This window comes from Pseudomonas sp. D1-1, assembly GCF_051132225.1.
GTDB lineage: Bacteria > Pseudomonadota > Gammaproteobacteria > Pseudomonadales > Pseudomonadaceae > Aquipseudomonas.
The window spans coordinates 392,182-410,176 of record NZ_CP071676.1 but is presented as its reverse complement, the minus strand read 5'-3'; the positions used below and the strand labels follow the sequence as shown (position 1 = coordinate 410,176).

Annotated in this window: 16 protein-coding genes; 4 read left to right on the top strand and 12 right to left on the bottom strand. The window is 61.6% G+C overall.

What is annotated here, in order from left to right:
* Positions 1-3: 3 nt before the first annotated feature.
* The 10 genes from hutI to hutC all read right to left on the bottom strand — a co-directional run bounded on the left by hutI (position 4) and on the right by hutC (position 12,530).
* Positions 4-1,206: an imidazolonepropionase gene (hutI, locus tag J3P86_RS01775; RefSeq protein WP_434699309.1), complete on the bottom strand. Its 1,203-nt coding sequence runs from the start codon at positions 1,204-1,206 to the stop codon at positions 4-6.
* Positions 1,207-1,335: 129 nt separating this feature from the next.
* Positions 1,336-2,868, bottom strand: coding sequence for a histidine ammonia-lyase (hutH, locus tag J3P86_RS01770; RefSeq protein WP_434626486.1), 1,533 nt, complete (start codon positions 2,866-2,868; stop codon positions 1,336-1,338).
* A 128-nt stretch (positions 2,869-2,996) separates the two neighbouring features.
* Positions 2,997-4,520: a histidine ammonia-lyase gene (gene hutH / locus J3P86_RS01765; RefSeq protein WP_434699308.1), complete on the bottom strand. Its 1,524-nt coding sequence runs from the start codon at positions 4,518-4,520 to the stop codon at positions 2,997-2,999.
* A 171-nt stretch (positions 4,521-4,691) separates the two neighbouring features.
* Positions 4,692-5,522, bottom strand: coding sequence for a quaternary amine ABC transporter ATP-binding protein (locus J3P86_RS01760; protein WP_434699307.1), 831 nt, complete (start codon positions 5,520-5,522; stop codon positions 4,692-4,694).
* Entirely contained in the window at positions 5,519-6,370 is an 852-nt protein-coding gene (locus tag J3P86_RS01755) for an ABC transporter permease (protein WP_109752006.1), read from the bottom strand. Before J3P86_RS01755 ends, J3P86_RS01760 begins: the two co-directional genes overlap by 4 nt.
* Before the next feature lie 71 nt (positions 6,371-6,441).
* The gene (locus J3P86_RS01750; protein WP_434653978.1) at positions 6,442-7,410 is read right to left on the bottom strand and encodes an ABC transporter substrate-binding protein; all 969 of its coding nucleotides are present in this window, start codon (positions 7,408-7,410) and stop codon (positions 6,442-6,444) included.
* 70 nt (positions 7,411-7,480) lie between these two features.
* Entirely contained in the window at positions 7,481-8,947 is a 1,467-nt protein-coding gene (locus J3P86_RS01745; RefSeq protein WP_434699306.1) for a purine-cytosine permease family protein, read from the bottom strand.
* A 147-nt stretch (positions 8,948-9,094) separates the two neighbouring features.
* A complete protein-coding gene (hutU, locus tag J3P86_RS01740; protein WP_434570210.1) occupies positions 9,095-10,783 on the bottom strand; it encodes a urocanate hydratase in 1,689 nt (562 codons plus the stop codon).
* A 470-nt stretch (positions 10,784-11,253) separates the two neighbouring features.
* A complete protein-coding gene (locus J3P86_RS01735; RefSeq protein WP_434699305.1) occupies positions 11,254-11,823 on the bottom strand; it encodes a HutD/Ves family protein in 570 nt (189 codons plus the stop codon).
* Positions 11,820-12,530 (bottom strand): histidine utilization repressor, encoded by a 711-nt coding sequence (gene hutC, locus J3P86_RS01730; RefSeq protein ID WP_305501386.1) that lies wholly within the window; start codon positions 12,528-12,530, stop codon positions 11,820-11,822. The genes J3P86_RS01735 and hutC overlap by 4 nt, the downstream gene beginning before the upstream one ends.
* Positions 12,531-12,672: 142 nt before the next feature.
* Here hutC and J3P86_RS01725 point away from each other — a divergent pair, with 142 nt between their 5' ends.
* Positions 12,673-14,037 (top strand): formimidoylglutamate deiminase, encoded by a 1,365-nt coding sequence (locus J3P86_RS01725; protein ID WP_434626492.1) that lies wholly within the window; start codon positions 12,673-12,675, stop codon positions 14,035-14,037.
* Between the two features lie 134 nt (positions 14,038-14,171).
* On the opposite strand, the gene J3P86_RS01720 is transcribed toward J3P86_RS01725, so the two are convergent.
* A complete protein-coding gene (locus J3P86_RS01720) occupies positions 14,172-14,741 on the bottom strand; it encodes a lipocalin family protein (RefSeq protein WP_434699304.1) in 570 nt (189 codons plus the stop codon).
* A 43-nt stretch (positions 14,742-14,784) separates the two neighbouring features.
* Positions 14,785-15,039, bottom strand: a complete 255-nt coding sequence (locus J3P86_RS01715; RefSeq protein WP_092328762.1) for a hypothetical protein — start codon at positions 15,037-15,039, stop codon at positions 14,785-14,787.
* Positions 15,040-15,321: 282 nt separating this feature from the next.
* Between J3P86_RS01715 and J3P86_RS01710 the strand changes: the two genes are divergently transcribed.
* From J3P86_RS01710 to J3P86_RS01700, 3 genes are all read left to right on the top strand, one after another.
* Positions 15,322-17,214, top strand: a complete 1,893-nt coding sequence (locus J3P86_RS01710) for a methyl-accepting chemotaxis protein (RefSeq protein WP_434626495.1) — start codon at positions 15,322-15,324, stop codon at positions 17,212-17,214.
* 175 nt (positions 17,215-17,389) lie between these two features.
* Positions 17,390-17,662 carry a type II toxin-antitoxin system Phd/YefM family antitoxin gene (locus J3P86_RS01705; protein ID WP_434626496.1) on the top strand — a complete coding sequence of 91 codons (273 nt, stop codon included), beginning with the start codon at positions 17,390-17,392 and terminating at the stop codon, positions 17,660-17,662.
* The gene (locus tag J3P86_RS01700; RefSeq protein WP_434626498.1) at positions 17,659-17,991 is read left to right on the top strand and encodes a type II toxin-antitoxin system RelE/ParE family toxin; all 333 of its coding nucleotides are present in this window, start codon (positions 17,659-17,661) and stop codon (positions 17,989-17,991) included. Before J3P86_RS01705 ends, J3P86_RS01700 begins: the two co-directional genes overlap by 4 nt.
* Positions 17,992-17,995: the final 4 nt, after the last annotated feature.

The following is a 17,995-nucleotide window of genomic DNA, read 5'->3' as shown; positions in this document are numbered from 1 at the left end:
TCCTCAATCGATTTCCACGCCGTGGCGCACGACGCGTTTTTCCAGATCGCCGCCGAGCCAGTACGACAGATCGGCCGGGCGATCGATGTGCCAGGCGACAAAATCCGCCACCTTGCCGGCTTCCAGCGAGCCGTGGGTCTGAGCCATGCCCAGGGCCTGGGCGGCATGAATCGTTGCTCCCGCCAGTGCTTCTTCCGGGGTCAGGCGCAGGCAGGTGCAGGCCATGTTCAACATCAGGCGCAACGACAGCGCGGGCGAGGTGCCGGGGTTGAGGTCACTGGCGACGGCGATTTTCACGCCGTGCTTGCGCAGGGCATCCATGGGCGGCAACTGGGTTTCTCGCAGGAAATAAAATGCCCCCGGCAGCAGCACCGCTACGGTGCCCGACTCGGCCATGGCCTTGGCGTCATCCTCGGTCATGAATTCCAGGTGATCGGCCGACAGCGCCTGATACCGCGCCGCCAGGCTGGAACCATGCAACGACGACAGTTGCTCGGCGTGCAGCTTTACCGGCAGGTCCAATCGCTGCGCGGTCAAGAACACCCGTTCGACCTGCTCTGGAGAAAACGCCAGGTACTCGCAGAACGCATCCACCGCGTCCACCAGCCCCTCGGCGGCCAACGCCGGGAGCATTTCGGCGCAGATGTGTTCGATGTAGTCGTCGGCGCGGTCCTTGTATTCCGGCGGCAAGGCGTGGGCCGCCAGGCAGGTGCTGCGCACACTGACCGGCAGTTCGGCGCCGAGGCGGCGGATGACCCGCAACATCTTGCGTTCGCTGGGCAGGTCGAGGCCGTAGCCGGACTTGACTTCCACCGTGGTCACGCCGTCGCGCATCAGGCTTTTCAGGCGTTTCGCGGCGCTGGCGAACAGCTCGTCCTCGCTGGCGGCGCGGGTGGCGCGCACGGTGCTGGCGATGCCACCGCCGGCCGCGGCGATGTCGGCGTAGCTGACGCCTTGCAGGCGCTGTTCGAATTCACCGCTGCGGTTGCCGCCGAACACCGCGTGGGTGTGGCAATCGATCAGGCCCGGGGTGACCCAGGCGCCCTTCAGGTCGTTGACTGCCGGGTAGTCGCCCACCGGCAATTCGGCACGGGGGCCGATCCATTGGATGTGCTCGCCTTGGGTGACAATGGCGGCGTCTTCGATAATCGAGTAGACGCCCTGGGCCATGGTGGCGGCGTGGCAGTTTTGCCAGAGGGTTTTCATCCCGAGTCTCCTCGAATTATTCAAAATCGAATCGCGAGCAAGCTCGCTCCCACAGGGATCAGGGGTGTACCCCAGATCGGCGTTCGGCACCGCCCCCCTGTGGGAGCGAGCTTGCTCGCGATGAGGCCCTTACAGGCTCGGCAACAACTGCGCCGTGACCAGCTCGTTCAGACACCGACTCGCCAACAGCTCACTGGCCGCGTTGATGTCCGGCGCAAAGAAGCGGTCCTTCTCATAAAAAGGCACCTCTGCACGCAGCAACGCCCGGGCCTGTTCCAGTTTGGCCGAGGTTTTCAAACCACCGCGCAAATCCAGCCCCTGGCACGCCGCCAGCCATTCCACCGCGAGAATCCCGCGGGTGTTCTCGGCCATTTCCCACAAGCGCTTGCCGGCGGCCGGGGCCATGGAGACGTGGTCTTCCTGGTTCGCCGAGGTCGGCAGGCTGTCCACCGAATGAGGATGGGACAGCGCCTTGTTTTCACTGGCCAAGGCCGCAGCGGTAACCTGGGCGATCATGAAGCCGGAGTTGACCCCGCCATTGGCCACCAGGAACGGCGGCAGCTGCGACATGTGCTTGTCCATCATCAACGAAATGCGCCGCTCGCTCAGGGAGCCAATCTCGGCGATCGCCAGGGCCATGTTATCGGCGGCCATCGCCACCGGTTCGGCGTGGAAGTTACCGCCGGAGATCACGTCGCCCTCGGCGGCGAACACCAGCGGGTTATCCGACACCGCGTTGGCTTCGATCACCAGCACCTCGGCGGCCTGGCGGAACTGGGTCAGGCAGGCGCCCATCACTTGCGGCTGGCAACGCAGGGAGTACGGGTCCTGGACCTTGTCGCAGTTCTGGTGCGAATCCGACACTTCACTGCGCTCGCCCAACAGGTCGCGATAGGCCGCGGCGGCATCGATCTGGCCTTTCTGGCCGCGAGCGGCATGGATGCGCGCATCGAATGGCGAGCGCGAGCCAAGCACCGCTTCCACCGTGAGGCTGCCCAGGGCCAGGGCAGCGGCAAACAGGTCTTCGCCTTCGAACAGGCCGCGCAAGGCAAACGCGGTGGAAACCTGGGTGCCATTGAGCAACGCCAGACCTTCCTTGGCCGCCAGGGTCAGCGGCGCGAGGCCGGCGACTTTCAGGGCGTCGACAGCCGGCAGCCATTCGCCTTTGTAACGGGCCTTGCCTTCGCCCAGCAGCACCAGCGACATGTGGGCCAGAGGCGCCAGGTCACCGGATGCGCCCACCGAACCTTTCAGCGGAATGTGCGGGTAGACCTCGGCGTTGATCAGTGCGATCAGCGCATCGATCACCTGCCGACGAATGCCGGAGAAACCCCGGCTCAGGCTGTTGACCTTGAGCACCATGATCAACCGCACCAGCGCATCACTGATCGGCTCGCCGACGCCAGCGGCATGCGACAGCACCAGGGAGCGCTGCAGGTTTTCTAGGTCTTCGCTGGCGATACGGGTCGAGGCCAACAGGCCGAAACCGGTGTTGATGCCGTAGGCGGTGCGATTCTCGGCGAGGATCTGCTCCACGCAGGCAACGCTGGCTTCGATCTGCGCCGATGCGCTGGCGTCGAGGCTGAGCGTCACCGGTTGCTGATAGATGTCACGCAATTGAGCCAGGCTCAATTGGCCGGGAATCAGGTTCAAGGCAGTCATGTATTGCTCCTTTTGAGAGTTTTTTTTTTACCCGCCAGTCGCTCCGGAATGTTCCGTTATCCGTCACCTTCGCCTTTTGGGCGACGCCTTGTGGGCTAGGTGCCTTGGCACGCTGGTGTTTTTTTTGATCAATTCAAATTCGGTATAACGTGGTGCAGCACGTTCGGATCCCTGAGCAGCCCGGCGGCGCTGGCGATGTCCGGCGCCAGCCAGCGATCCTGGTCGTAGGCCGGGACGCGCTCGCGCAGCAGCTTCCAGGCGGTGTTGGTGCCAGCGCCAAAACGCTGCGCCTTGAGAAACTCAAAGGCCTGGGCCGCCAGCAGGTATTCGATGGCGAGGATCTGCGTACAGTTTTCCAGCGCCCGGTGCAGCTTCAGGGCCGCGTTGGTGCCCATGCTCAAATGGTCTTCCTGCAACCCGGAGGTGACGAAATTGTCGAGCACCGCCGGTTGCGCCAGTTGCTTGTTCTCCGCGCACAGCGACGCGGCGACGTATTGCACGATCATCATCCCTGAATTCACCCCGGGATTGGCCACCAGGAAGGCCGGCAGCCCACTGACGTGCGGGTTGATCAAACGGTCGAGGCGACGCTCGGCGATGGAGCCGATTTCCGCCATGGCGATCGCCAACAGGTCAGCCGCCAGCGCCACCGACTGGCCATGAGGGTTGGCCTGGGACACGACCCGGAAATTGTCCGGCGTACCCAGCAGCAGCGGGTTGTCGGTAGCGGCGTTGAGTTCGGTTTCGATCTGTTGCCGGGCATGCTCCAACTGATCACGAGCGGCGCCATGCACTTGCGGAATCGAGCGGATGCTCAAGGCGTCCTGGGTGCGGATGCCCAGGCTCGAAGCGATGACTTCGCTGCCATCGAGCAGCGCCCGCAAGTTACTGCCCACCTGCTGCATGCCGGGGTGCGGCTTGAGCGCAATGATCTCGGCATCGAACGCGGCGATCTGCCCGCGCTGAGCCTCGAAGCTCATGGCACCGATCACATCGGCCCACTGCACCAGGCGCGTCGCATCGGCCAGGGCCAGGCAACTGAGGCCGGTCATGCACGGCGTGCCGTTGACCAGGCACAAACCGTCCTTGGCCCCCAACTGCACCGGTTGCAGACCTTCTGCGGCCAGCGCCTGCTGCGCCGAGACGACCTGCCCGCGATAGCTGACCTCGCCGACGCCCAGCAGCGCGATGCTGATGTGGGCCATGTGGGTCAGGTAACCCACCGAACCCTGGGACGGCACTTGCGGCGTGATGCCGCGATTGAGCAGCGCCAGCAACGCCTCGACCACCCGGCGATGGATGCCGGATTTGCCTTGGCTGTAGTTGAGAATGGCCGCGCAGAGGATCGCCCGGGTCTGCTCATCGGACAGCGCCGGGCCGACGCCACAGGCATGGCTGAGCAAGGTGTTGCGCGACAATTGGCTGAGCTGTTCGTCCTTGAGCGAGACATTGCACAAGGCGCCCAGCCCGGTGTTGACGCCATAGGCCCGTTCACCGCTTTCGACGATGCGCTGGACGATGGCCTGGGCATTGTCGATGCGCGCCCAGGCCTGGGCCGATAGCTCCAGCACAGCGCCAAAGCGGGCGACGGCGACCACGTCCTGCCAGCGCAGCGGGGCGTCGGCGATGATGATTTTTTCAGCCTGGGACATCTCAAACCTCATGCTTGCAATCTGAACATTGATGCAGCTTTGCCGACGCTTTCGCGAGCAGGCTCGCTCCCACAGAGATTTCCCTTTGGACACAACATTTGTGAACAAAAGAAGGCCCCATGTGGGAGCGAGCCTGCTCGCGAAGAGGCCAGCCCAGCCACCACAAAAACCTCAAACCACCGCCGCCCTGCGCTGCACAAACCGATCGACATACTCATCCGCCGGCGAGTGCAGGATCTCCCGTGGCGTGCCGACCTGGATCAGCTTGCCGTCCTTGAGAATCGCGATGCGGTTGCCGATGCGTACGGCCTCGTCGAGGTCGTGGGTGATGAAGACGATGGTCTTGTGCAGAGTCTTTTGCAGTTCCAGCAACTGGTCCTGCATTTCCGCCCGGATCAGCGGATCGAGGGCGCTGAACGCCTCGTCCATCAGGATGATGTCGGTATCCGCCGCCAACGCCCGGGCCAGGCCGACGCGCTGGCGCATGCCACCGGAGAGCTGGTGCGGGTATTTGTTCTCGTAGCCCTTCAGGCCCACGGTGCTGACCCAGTGCAACGCCCGTTCGGCGCAGACCTGCTTGCTTTCGCCACGCACTTTCAAGCCGTAGGCGACGTTGTCCAGCACGCTCTTGTGGGGCAGCAGGCCAAAGCTCTGGAACACCATGCTGATCTTGCGTCGACGAAATTCACGCAGGGCATCCATGTCCAGTTGCAGGATGTCTTCGCCGTCCACCAGGATCGCGCCGCTGGTAGGGTCGATCAACCGGTTGAAGTGGCGAACCAAAGTGGACTTGCCGGAACCGGACAGGCCCATGATCACGAAAATCTCACCGGTACCGATGCTCAGCGACAGGTCGTTCACGCCGACCACGCAGCCGGTTTCGGCCAGCACCTGGTCCTTGGTCCTGTTCTGGCGGATCAGCTCCAGGGCCTCCTTGGACCGGTTGCCGAAAATCTTGAAGACGTTCCTGACTTCGATCTTGCTGACGGCTGCGTTGCTCATTTGCTCACCTCATGCCGAGGGCGACCATAGGCCTGGGTAATGCGGTCGATGACCACGGCGAGAATCACGATGGCGAGCCCGGCTTCGAGGCCGCGCCCGACGTTGAGGGTCTGGATGCCGACCAGTACGTCCTCACCCAGGCCACGGGCGCCGATCATCGAGGCGATGACCACCATCGACAGGGCCATCATGGTGGTCTGGTTGATCCCGGCCATGATGCTCGGCAGGGCCAGGGGCAGTTGCACGCCGAACAGCTGCTGCCAGCGGTTGGCGCCAAAGGCGTTGATGGCTTCCATGACTTCGCCGTCGACCTGGCGGATGCCCAGGTCGGTCAGGCGGATCAAGGGCGGCGCGGCGTAGATCACCGTGGCGAAGATCGCCGGGACCTTGCCCAGGCCAAACAGCATCAACACCGGAATCAGGTACACGAAGCTTGGCATGGTCTGCATGATGTCCAGCAGGGGCATCAGCACCGAACGCAGGCGATTGCTGCGCGCCGAGAGAATGCCCAGCGGAATCCCGATCAGCACCGAAATCAGCGTCGCTACCAGCATCAACGCGAGGGTCTGCATCAGTTTGTCCCACAGGCCCACCGCGCCCACCAGGAACAACAGGCCGACGATCACCGCCGTCGCCACGACCTTGCGGGTAGCATGCCAGGCAACGCCACCGACGATCGCCAGCATCAGCCACCAGGGGGCCATGCGCAGCAGCCCTTCAAGGTTGACGATGGCCCACAGCAACGTGTCGGAGATATGCCGGAACACATCGCCATAGTTGGTCACCAGGGAGTCGACCCAACCGTTGACCCAGTCGGCGATGGAGAAGGTAAAGCTTTCGGGAAACATAAGAGACTCTCGATCAGGTGGATGCGGTGAACGTCCCGGCCAGCCCCACGGTTGGCCGGGAAATATTCGACCTACAGAGCCGCGTCGATTTTCTTGGCAGCGTCTTCGCTGACCCAGGCATGCCAGACTTCAGGATGTTCCTTCAGGAAGATCTTCGCCAGTTTCGGCGACTCGATCCGCTCTTTGGCCATGCGCCCGAGGTTCTGGTTCAGGATGTCGATCGGCAGGTTGACCTTTTCCAGCACCGCCACCAGTTCCGGAGCCTCGTCGTGGAAGGTCTTGGACAGGCCGACCTTGATGCTCACGCTTTTATCCACGCCCGGTTTTTCTTCGAGCTTCACCAGGTCGACCTGGCCCATCAGTGGCGTCGGCGACCAGTAGTAGAACAGGATCGGCTCGCCACGCTTGTAGCTCGACAGCACTGCCGCATCCAGCGCCGGGCCGGTGCCTGGGCGGAAGTTGGTGTAGGTTTTTTCCAGGCCGTAGCTTTTCAGCATTTCGCTGTTGTCCAGCTCGCAGGTCCAACCGGCCGGGCAGTTGTAGAAGCGGCCCTTGGACGGTTCCTCCTGATCCTTGAACACGGCGGCGTATTGGCCCAGGTCGGCGATATTCTTCAGGCCCGGGGCCTTGGCTTCGAGCTTGCGCTTGGCATCACCTTCGATCACGTAGCGCGGCACGTACCAGCCTTCGATCGCGCCGACCACCGGGGCACCGACGCCCACCACCTTGCCGGCCTTCTCGGCCTTGTTCCACACCTCACTGCGGCCGACCCACTCTTCGGCGAACACCTGGATGTCGTTGCTGCTCAGGGCGTTCTCCATGGTGATGGAGTTGCCTGGCAGACTGTCGGTCTTGCAGCCGTAGCCTTTTTCCAGCACGACTTGCATCACGTCGGTCAGCAGCATGCCGCTTTCCCAGTTCAGGCCGGCGAACTTCACCGGTTTGCCCGACTCGCACCAGCCGGCCGCTTGCGTGGCGCCGGCGCTGGCCAGCAGGCCCATGGCAAGCAATGTGGTCAGCAGGGTCTTGTTCGATTTCATTGTGTGACGCTCCTAATCAGTTGGATTGGCTTACGGCAGTCAAGAGGCATCCAGCCCTGTCAACGTCCCATCAGACCGCTTGGATGCGGCCCGCCCTGCTCGGTTGTGCGTCAACCGCGTCCTGCTCGACCGGCAGGATCAATTGATCGGGTACTGCGCTGTGCCACTTTCTGGCGATGAGGTAATACAACGCCGCCGGGACCACCAGACCGATGATCCACGAGATATCCACGCCACCCATGGCTTTCACCAACGGGCCGGTATAGAACTTGGTGGCGATGAACGGCAACTGAACCAATACACCGAAGACGTAGACGCTGATGCCGAGGGCGTTCCAACGACCGTAGCGACCGTTCGGGTCGTTCAGTGCCGGCACGTCATAGCGCTCGCGCGTGATGCAGTAGTAGTCCACCAGGTTGATCGCGCTCCACGGCGTGAAGAATGCGAGCAAGAACAAGATGAAAGACTTGAACGCACCGAGGAACGAGTGCTGGCCGAGCAGCGCGATCAGGGTCGCGGCGCCGACGATGACCAGCACGAAGACCAGACGCTGCAAGCGCGTTACGCTCAGGTGCCCGCGGAAACCGCTGATGATCGTCGCGATGCACATGAAGCTGCCGTAGGAGTTCAGCGTGGAGATGGTGACCTTGCCAAAGGCGATGCTGAAGTACAGCAGCGCAGCGGTGGCGCCGGTACCTCCCAGGCCTACGATGTAGGCCACTTCGTGACCGGCGAACTGCCCGTTGGCCGAAGCGGCGGCAAACACGCCGAGGATCATCGCTACCTGCGCGCCGATGACGGAACCCGCGCCGGCGGCGAAAAAGGTTTTCACCGAAGACGTCTTGCTCGGCAGGTACCGCGAGTAGTCAGCCACGTAGGGGCCGAAGGCGATCTGCCAGGAGGCCGCGAGCGACACCGCCAGCAGGAAACTGCTCCAGCTGAAATGGCGAATTTGCAAGAGCGCGCCAACGTCCGTCTGGCTGATCAGGCGAGCGAACAGGTAGACAAAGGCAATCACACCAATGACGCTGGCGACCCGGCCAATGAAGTGGATCACCCGGTAACCGAGCACCGTCACCAGCACGATGACACTGGCGAAAATAAGGATGCCGAGACTGTCACTGACGCCAAACAACTGGCCCAGCGCCTGGCCGGAAAGCACGGTTCCCGTGGCGGTGAAACCCAGGTACATCAGGCACACCAGCACGATCGGGATGGCCGCGCCATACACACCGAACTGCACCCGGCTGGAGATCATCTGCGGCAGGCCCAGCTTGGGCCCTTGCGCGGCATGCAAGGCCATGACGCCACCGCCGAGCACCTGGCCGATCAGCAGACCGATCAACGACCAGAACACATCACCGCCAAGCACCACCGCCAACGCGCCGGTGACAATTGCCGTGATCTGCAGGTTGGCCCCCATCCAGAGGGTGAACTGGCTCAACAACCGACCGTGTCGCTCCGCCTCCGGGATGTAGTCGATCGATCGTTTCTCGATCAACGGCTTGCTGCTATCGCGTGTGCTGGTGACAGCCATGGTTCAACCTCTGTGGATTGTTCTCGGATTCATTTGCGCCGCATCCCTGTGGGAGCGAGCTTGCTCGCGATGAGGGCGTGTCAGTAGACGGAACCGGTACTGATCCACCGCTATCGCGAGCAAGCTCGCTCCCACAAGGGATCCGGATTACTTGCCGGTGATCATCGGTAGGTTCAGCCCCTGCTCCTTCGCACAATCAATGGCAATCTGGTAACCCGCATCGGCATGACGCATGACGCCAGTGCCCGGGTCGTTATGCAGTACCCGGGCGATACGCTCGGCCGCTTCGTCGGTGCCGTCGCAGACGATCACCATGCCCGAGTGCTGGGAGAAACCCATGCCGACGCCACCACCGTGGTGCAGCGACACCCAAGTCGCGCCACTGGCGGTGTTGAGCAAGGCATTGAGCAGCGGCCAGTCGGAAACGGCGTCGGAGCCGTCCTGCATGGATTCGGTTTCACGGTTCGGGCTGGCGACGGAGCCGGAGTCCAGGTGGTCGCGGCCGATCACGATCGGCGCCGACAACTCACCGCTGCGCACCATCTCGTTGAAGGCCAGGCCCAACTTGGCGCGCTGGCCCAGGCCAACCCAGCAGATACGTGCCGGCAAGCCTTGGAAGCTGATGCGCTCGCGGGCCATGTCCAGCCAGTTGTGCAGGTGAGCGTCGTCGGCGATCAGCTCCTTGACCTTGGCGTCGGTCTTGTAGATGTCCTGCGGGTCGCCCGACAGCGCGGCCCAGCGGAACGGGCCGATGCCACGGCAAAACAGCGGACGGATATACGCCGGAACGAAGCCCGGGAAGTCGAAGGCATTCTCGACGCCCTCTTCCTGGGCCATCTGGCGGATATTGTTACCGTAGTCGAAAGTCGGTACGCCCATTTTCTGGAAGGCCAGCATGGCTTTGACGTGCACGGCCATCGATTGCTTGGCGGCCTTCACCACGGCAGCAGGTTCGGTCTTGGCGCGGGCGCGGTATTCGTCCCAGGTCCAGCCGGCCGGCAGGTAACCATTGAGCGGGTCGTGGGCGCTGGTCTGGTCGGTGACCATGTCCGGACGCACACCACGGCGAACCATTTCCGGGAGAATTTCGGCGGCGTTCCCACACAGCGCGATGGAAATCGCCTTGCCTTCGGCGGTGTATTTCTCGATGCGCGCCAAGGCGTCGTCGAGGTCTTTGGCTTGCTCGTCGACGTAACGGGTTTTCAGACGGAAATCGATGCTGACCTGCTGGCATTCGATGTTCAGCGAGCACGCACCGGCCAGGGTCGCGGCCAAGGGTTGCGCGCCGCCCATGCCACCCAGGCCGGCGGTCAGGACCCAACGGCCCTTGAGGTTGGAATCGTAATGCTGGCGACCAGCCTCGACGAAGGTTTCATAAGTGCCTTGGACGATGCCCTGGCTGCCGATGTAGATCCAGCTGCCGGCGGTCATCTGGCCGTACATGGCCAGGCCCTTGGCGTCGAGTTCGTTGAAATGCTCCCAACTGGCCCAGTGCGGCACCAGGTTGGAGTTGGCGATCAGTACGCGAGGAGCGTTGCTGTGGGTCTTGAATACGCCCACCGGCTTGCCGGATTGCACCAGCAGGGTTTCGTCGTCATTCAGGTTGGTCAGGCTTTCGACAATCTTGTCGTAGCACTCCCAGTTGCGCGCCGCGCGACCGATGCCACCGTAGACCACCAGCTCCTTGGGGTTCTCCGCCACTTCCGGGTCGAGGTTGTTCATCAACATCCGCAGCGGCGCTTCAGTCAGCCAGCTCTTGGCGGTCAGCGTGTTACCGCGAGGCGCGCGGATTTCAACGTCACGGTATTTTTCAGGTTTGCGGGTAGCGTCGGTCACAGCAAAAACTCCTCAGCGATCAATCCAGACCAGCCCGGGCAGTGGGCAGCGATTCAGCGAACGTTGCGTTGAATGCAGGCGACTCATACGCATACGTCTTTACTTGTATGTACAAGCATATGCAATCAAGCGGCCAACTTGTTCGAGGCGATGTTCAGAAACAGCTGGGGAGTTGGCTGAAAGCCTTGTGATTTATGGGCTGCGGGGCTGCATGAAATTTTAGAGGAGGGTTTTCGAGGGGGAAATCGGAGGGGCACGGAAGCGTGGTATTGCGCCACGCTGGGGCGTTCGGTAACAAGTTGGTGCGCATGGAAGGAACAACGAGCACGCTGTGGTGAGGGGATTTATCCCCGCTGGGCTGCGGAGCAGCCCTAGATCCAGACAACTCGATACATCAGGAAAAACGCAGGGGGTCGCTTCGCGACCCAGCGGGGATAAATCCCCTCGCCACAAGATGAGTGCAGCCGAGTTTAGTGGGCCGTCAGCTCGATCACGCAGCATTGGCCGTGGGTGGTGATCTCCAGCAGCCCGGTGTTGCCGCTCAGTTGCAGGCAGTCATAAAGCCCCAGCGTCTGGACCGCCTCGTCAATATTGACCCTCAGCGTCGGCGCCGCGCTGAACACCAACACCGTCCCCGCCTCGCTGAGAAAATGCTGCTGCCCACCCATCCACTGCAACCGCGCGCGGTAACGCTGCGGCGCATAGATCAGGTTGAAATCGCGGATCGACCCGCCCAGCAAGGTGCAGTGCACATGGCTTTCGCCGCTGAACGCAAACGGGTCCAGCGGATGCAATGCCCGCGTGGCCTGGCCATCGACATACAGCGTCATGCCGTCACCCTGCAAGACACTGATGACCCGTTCATAACCGGCGAAGGTGGAAAAACCGCCCGACTCAGCGATATCGGCGATCGACAGGCGCCAACCGAAACCTTCCAGGCCGGTGCCTGCATCGCGGGTGATTTCTTCGGTGCTGCCACCGCCGTTTTTCCACGGCATGCGTGGGTAGTCGGCGGCGCGTAAAACCTTCAGCTGGCTCATTTGTGAAAGCGTCCTTCCAGGCTATGGCGGGAGCCCGGATGGATCAGGCGCGCGGCGGTCACCGGCTGGCGCCCGGACCAGGTGCGACGGCGAATCAGCAGGCACGGCTCGCCCCGCTCGATCTGCAACAGCTTGCATTCGCTCGGCTCGGCCAGGATCGCCTCGACCACATGCTCCCCCTCGGTCAGCGGCGCGACCTGGTTCAGGTAGGCGTAAGGCGTTTGCTGGGTGAAGTCCTGCTTGAGGTAGTCGGGCGCCACGAGCGCATTGACGAAACGGTCCTCGATCTGCACGGGAATGTCGTTCTCGAAATGCACGATCAGCGAGTGAAAGACCTTCTGGCCTTCGCGCATATCCAGGGCCAGGGCACGTTCGGAGCCGGCGGCCTCCTCTTCCAGGGTAATGACCTTGCAGGTATGGCGATGACCCCGGGAGGCGATTTCATCGGCGATGTTGTGTACTTCGAACAACGCGGACTGGCTCTTGGGCTCGGCGACGAACGTGCCGACACCCTGCATGCGCACCAACAGGCCATCGGCGGTCATTTCCCGCAGGGCACGGTTGATGGTCATGCGGCTGAAGCCCAACTGACTGACCAGTTCGCTTTCCGACGGCACGCGGTAGTGCGGCGGCCAGTTTCCACTGTCGATCTGCTGGGTGATCATCTGTTTGACGCGGGCGTACAAGGGCGCCGGACTGTCACCCATGGTTGCGGCCAGCGGCGGTTTGGCAGGCGGAGTCGGCACGGCGGTTCCCTGTTCTGCAAATTAGGTGGCTAGCTTGCCGGAGTTTACCGGCCAGGCAAACGTCTGTATATGTATATACAAATTTCACAGATGAGGGTCAACCATGTCCGCCTTCTTTGCCGAACGCGCGCTGCTGCCTAGTGGATGGGCCAATGATGTACGTCTTGAGGTCGATGCCAACGGTATCCTGACCCACATCCAGGCCGACGCCCACGCAGACGGCGCCGAACGACTGGACGGCCCGCTCTTGCCAGGCATGCCGAACCTGCATTCCCATGCTTTCCAGCGGGCCATGGCCGGACTGGCGGAGGTGGCCGGCAACCCCAACGACAGCTTCTGGACATGGCGTGACCTGATGTACCGCCTCGTCGGGAAAATCAGCCCCGGGCAACTCGGCATTATCGCCCGCCAGCTGTACATCGAAATGCTCAAGGCCGGCTACACCTCGGTCGCCGAGTTCCATTACGTGCATCATGACCTCGACGGCGCGCCCTACGCTGACCCGGCCGAACTGGCGCTGCGCATCAGCCACGCCGCCAGCGCCGCCGGCATCGGCCTGACGTTGCTGCCGGTGCTCTACAGCCATTCCGGCTTCGGCGGCCAGGCGCCCAACGAGGGGCAGCGCCGGTTCATCAACAGCACCGAAAACTACCTGAAGCTTCAGGAGCGCTTGCAACCTGTCCTGGCCGGGCAAGCCAATCAGGCGCTGGGCTTGTGTTTCCACTCCTTGCGCGCCGTGACGCCCGGACAGATCAAGGACGTACTGGCCGCCAGCGATCCGCATTGCCCGGTGCACATCCACATCGCCGAACAGCAAAAGGAAGTCGACGATTGCCTGAGCTGGAGTGGCGCGCGGCCGCTGGAGTGGCTGTACGAAAATACCGAAGTCGACCAGCGCTGGTGCCTGGTTCACGCAACGCACGCCAACCCCCAGGAAGTCAGCCTCATGGCCAGGAGCCGGGCGATTGCCGGGTTGTGCCTGACCACTGAAGCCAATCTTGGCGACGGGATTTTCCCGGCCGTGGACTTCCTCGCCCAAGGTGGGCGGATGGGCATCGGTTCCGACAGCCATGTGTCGTTGAGTGTGGTGGAAGAGTTGCGTTGGCTGGAATACGGCCAGCGTTTGCGAGACCAGCGGCGCAACCGTTTGTATCGAACGGATCAACCGATGGTCGGGCGCACGCTGTATGACGCCGCGCTGGACGGCGGCGCCCAGGCGCTGGGACAACCCATCGGTGCTTTCACAGTAGGCAAGCGCGCCGATTGGCTGGTGCTTGATGGCAACGATCCGTACCTGGCCACGGCCAACGGCGACGGTATCCTCAATCGTTGGCTGTTCGCCGGTGGCGATCGCCAGGTGCGGGATGTGATGGTGGGTGGCAAGTGGGTGGTGCGCGATGGGCGCCATGCCGGCGAAGAGGAAAGCGCACGGGCGTTCACCCAGGTGTTGCGCGAGCTGCTGGGCTGATCCCAAAAATCATCAGGCAGATACCAATGTGGGAGCGAGCTTGCTCGCGATAGCGGACTTTCAATCAACATCCATGTTGAAGGTAAGGGCCTCATCGCGAGCAAGCTCGCTCCCACATGGTATTCGGGTGTCAGTCAGTCCGAAGTCTTCGCCATCTGCCGGTCCGATGCGCGCCAGACCAACCGCGTCGTGTCATAGCCCTGCTGGCGGGCCTTGCTCAGCAGTTCTTCACGTACATCCACCCTCACCGTCGGCGTGCGGGACAGCAACCACATGTAGCGCCGGCTCGGGTCGCCGACGATGGCGGTCTTGTAGTCGTCGCTGACGTACAACACCCAATATTCCCCTTTTGCCACGCCCGGCAGGATCCGCGAGAACCAGGTATCGAATTCGACCCAGAGCTTGTCGGTTTTACCCGGCACTTGCGGGTAAGCCGTGCCCCTGGCCTCTTCCCATTTCCAGTCGGAAGTCAGGCAGCGGTTGAATACGTCCATGTTGCCGTCAGGCTTGAGGGTGTAATGCGCTTCGGACTGCGCGCAGTTGCGCTGGAAGTACATCGGCAGGCGGGCCAGTTCGTACCAGGTCCCTTGGTACCGCTTTAGATTGACGCTGTTGACTGTCTTGGGCGCCAACGGGTCTACGCCAGAAGAGGCACAGCCGGCCAATACCAGGCCAGCCAGAAGCACAAAAACTAACCGCATCATTATTTTTTTCTCCCGTGGGCGCTTGGCCCCGGTTTACTTCAGGTTACTTCAGGCCTTGGCCGGAAAACATCAACACTTTGTCACCGGCATACTGCACGCTGATAAAGCTTTTCTGGTCGCCCCAGGTGCAGCTGGACATACCGAGCGCGCCCGAACAATCAGTCGGTTTCCCCAGTAACGTTTCGACTTCGGCCTTGGGCATGCCAGCCGACAGCTTCGAATAGTTTTCCTGGTTGACCTTGCTGCATGCGGTCAAGACGACGCACACAAACAGCAGGGCGATGGATCGCAGCGACATGAGTAACTCCTGGAGCGGAAGGGAGGTGGCAGGGTGCCAACCTGATCCTTAGAAGAGAAAACCCCTGTCTGGTTCCCTCGTGCCCTTGGTATTTATTGGCTGTGCAGCGGTGTTTCATCGGAAATCAACCGGTTTGTGACGCGGTCGTGCCTTTCGTCGGGAGCGCCCCCTCGACGCCTGATGGGACGGGCTTTTGCGCCGATAAAAAGTAACAGCGCAAAATCTTGCACTATGGCAAATTGGCAGCCCTTCCTGACCCGTCCCTACGCGGTAGCGTTCTTAATGACCAGAAACATGAAATTCAGCCACAAAATCCTGCTGGCTGCCGCCCTTGTGGTGGCCGTCGCATTCGCCTGTTTCATCCTGTTCAACGACTATCGTCAACGACAAAGTCTCAACACCAGCACCGAGACGTCCATGCAGGAACTCGGCAACCTGACCAGTCGCAATATCCAGACATGGGTCGAAGGCCGAATCCAATTGCTGCAATCGCTGGCCCAACAAATCGCCATCGACGGAAACAGTGCCGAAAGCCTGAAACGCGCCGTGGGCCTGCCGGCCTACACCGGTAATTTCCAGCTCAGCTATTTCGGCGGTACCGACGGTGTGATGTTCTCGATACCGGCCGGTAATCGTGCCGCCGACTATGACCCGCGCGCCCGTGGCTGGTACAAGGCTGCCAATAGCGCCCAGCAGACCATCGTCACCGAGCCCTACATCGCGGCCTCGTCGGGCAAGCTGGTGATCACCGTTGCCACGCCGGTACAGCGTCAGAACCAGATGATCGGCGTGGCTGGCGCGGACATCGACCTGTCGAGCGTCAGCGCCATCATCAACTCGCTGAACTTCGGCGGCCATGGCCATGCGTTCATCGTCAGCGCCGACGGCAAGATCCTGATCCACCCTGACAGCAAGCGTGTCCTCAAGACGCTTGCCGAGGCCTACCCCAACGGCGCACCGCAAATCGGCCCGGGCCTGAAGGAAGTCGAGCTCGACGGCAAGACTCAATTCATCTCCTTTACCCAGGTCAACGGCGTGCCCGGAGCCAACTGGTACGTGGCGCTGGTACTCGATAAAGACACCGCCCTGGCGATGCTCAGCGAATTTCGCACCTCGGCGCTGATCGCCATGATCATCGCCGTGGTGTTCATCATCGCCCTCCTGGGCATGCTGATCCGGGTGCTGATGCAACCACTGCTGACCATGGGCCGCGCCATGCACGATATCGCCGAAGGCGAAGGCGACCTGACTCGGCGCCTGACCATTCATGGCCAGGACGAATTCGGTGCGCTGGGTACCTCGTTCAACCGCTTCGTCGAGCGTATCCATACTTCGATCCGCGAAGTGGCTTCGGCGACCGGCCAGGTCAACGAAGTCGCCCTGCGGGTGGTCAGCGCGTCCAACTCCTCGATGTACAACTCCGACCAGCAGGCCTCGCGGACCAGCAGCGTGGCCGCGGCCATCAACCAGCTCGGCGCCGCCGCCCAGGAGATCGCCCAGAACGCCGCCCTCGCCTCGCAGCATTCCAGTGAAGCCCGCAACCTGGCCGAAGACGGTCAGCAAGTGGTGGATAAAACCATCACCGCCATGCAGCAGCTGTCGGCCAAGATCAGCGATTCGTGCGGCAACATCGAAACCCTGAACAGCAACACAGTGAACATCGGCCAGATCCTGGAAGTGATCACCAGCATTTCCCAGCAGACCAACCTGCTGGCCCTGAACGCCGCCATCGAAGCCGCCCGCGCCGGTGAAGCCGGTCGCGGTTTCGCGGTGGTTGCCGATGAAGTGCGCAACCTGGCCCACCGTACCCAGGATTCGGCGCAGCAAGTGCAGAAGATGATCGAAGAGTTGCAGGTCGGCGCGCGGGAAGCGGTGCTGACCATGACCGACAGCCAGCGCCAGAGCGAAAGCAGCGTTGGCATCGCCAACCAGGCGGGCGAACGCCTGGGCAGCGTGACCCAGCGCATCGGCGAAATCGACGGCATGAACCAGTCCGTGGCGACCGCCACCGAAGAACAGACCGCCGTGGTGGAATCGATCAACGTCGACATCAACGAGATCAACACGCTAAACCAGGAAGGCGTGGAAAACCTGCAGGCCACCTTGCGGGCCTGTTCCGACCTGGAACAGCAGGCGGCGCGGTTGAAGCAATTGGTGGGTAGTTTCCGGATCTAGCGCTCTCAAGACCCATCGCGAGCAAGCTCGCTCCCACAGTTGACCGCACTCTACTGTGGGAGCGAGCTTGTCCGCGATAGCGGCATCAGCCCTCAGCAGAAATCAGACCGACACCCTGACGAAAGACTGAATTAAGACTAAACTCAGTCCGTTCCTTCTTTCGAGGCCCCGCACCATGAAACTCTCATCACAAATCAAACCCATCAGCTATTTGAAGAGCCATACCGCCGAAATCGTCAAGAGCATCACAGAGAGCAGAGAGCCGTTGATCATCACCCAAAACGGTGAAGCCAAGCTCGTGGTCATGGATGTAAAAAGTTTTGAAGAACAAGAAGACACCATGGCGTTGCTAAAGCTGCTGGCGATGGGCAACCAAGAAATTGAAAACGGTAAATTCAGGGAAATAGAAGAAGTCTTCGGCGAGCTGGATAAGGCGGACGACCAATGAGGTTGAAGATCGTCATTCTTCAGTCAGCCGAAACAGATCTTAAAGAGCTTCGCGCCTATCTCATCGGTCGGTTTTCTTTCCATACATGGCAAAGCACTTACGCCAGCCTGAAGACGGCGATCCGTCATTTGGAGACCTTGCCTTACGCAGGATCGATTCCAGAAGAAATCGAAAGGCTCAATCTCGGTCAGTACCGGCAGATATTGTCAGGGATGAACCGAATCATTTATGAGGTGCGGGGCCAAACGATCTATATCCATATCATCGCCGATAACCGCAAGAGCTTGCCGACCCTGCTAATGCAGCGATTGCTTCGAAGCAGTCCTTAACAAC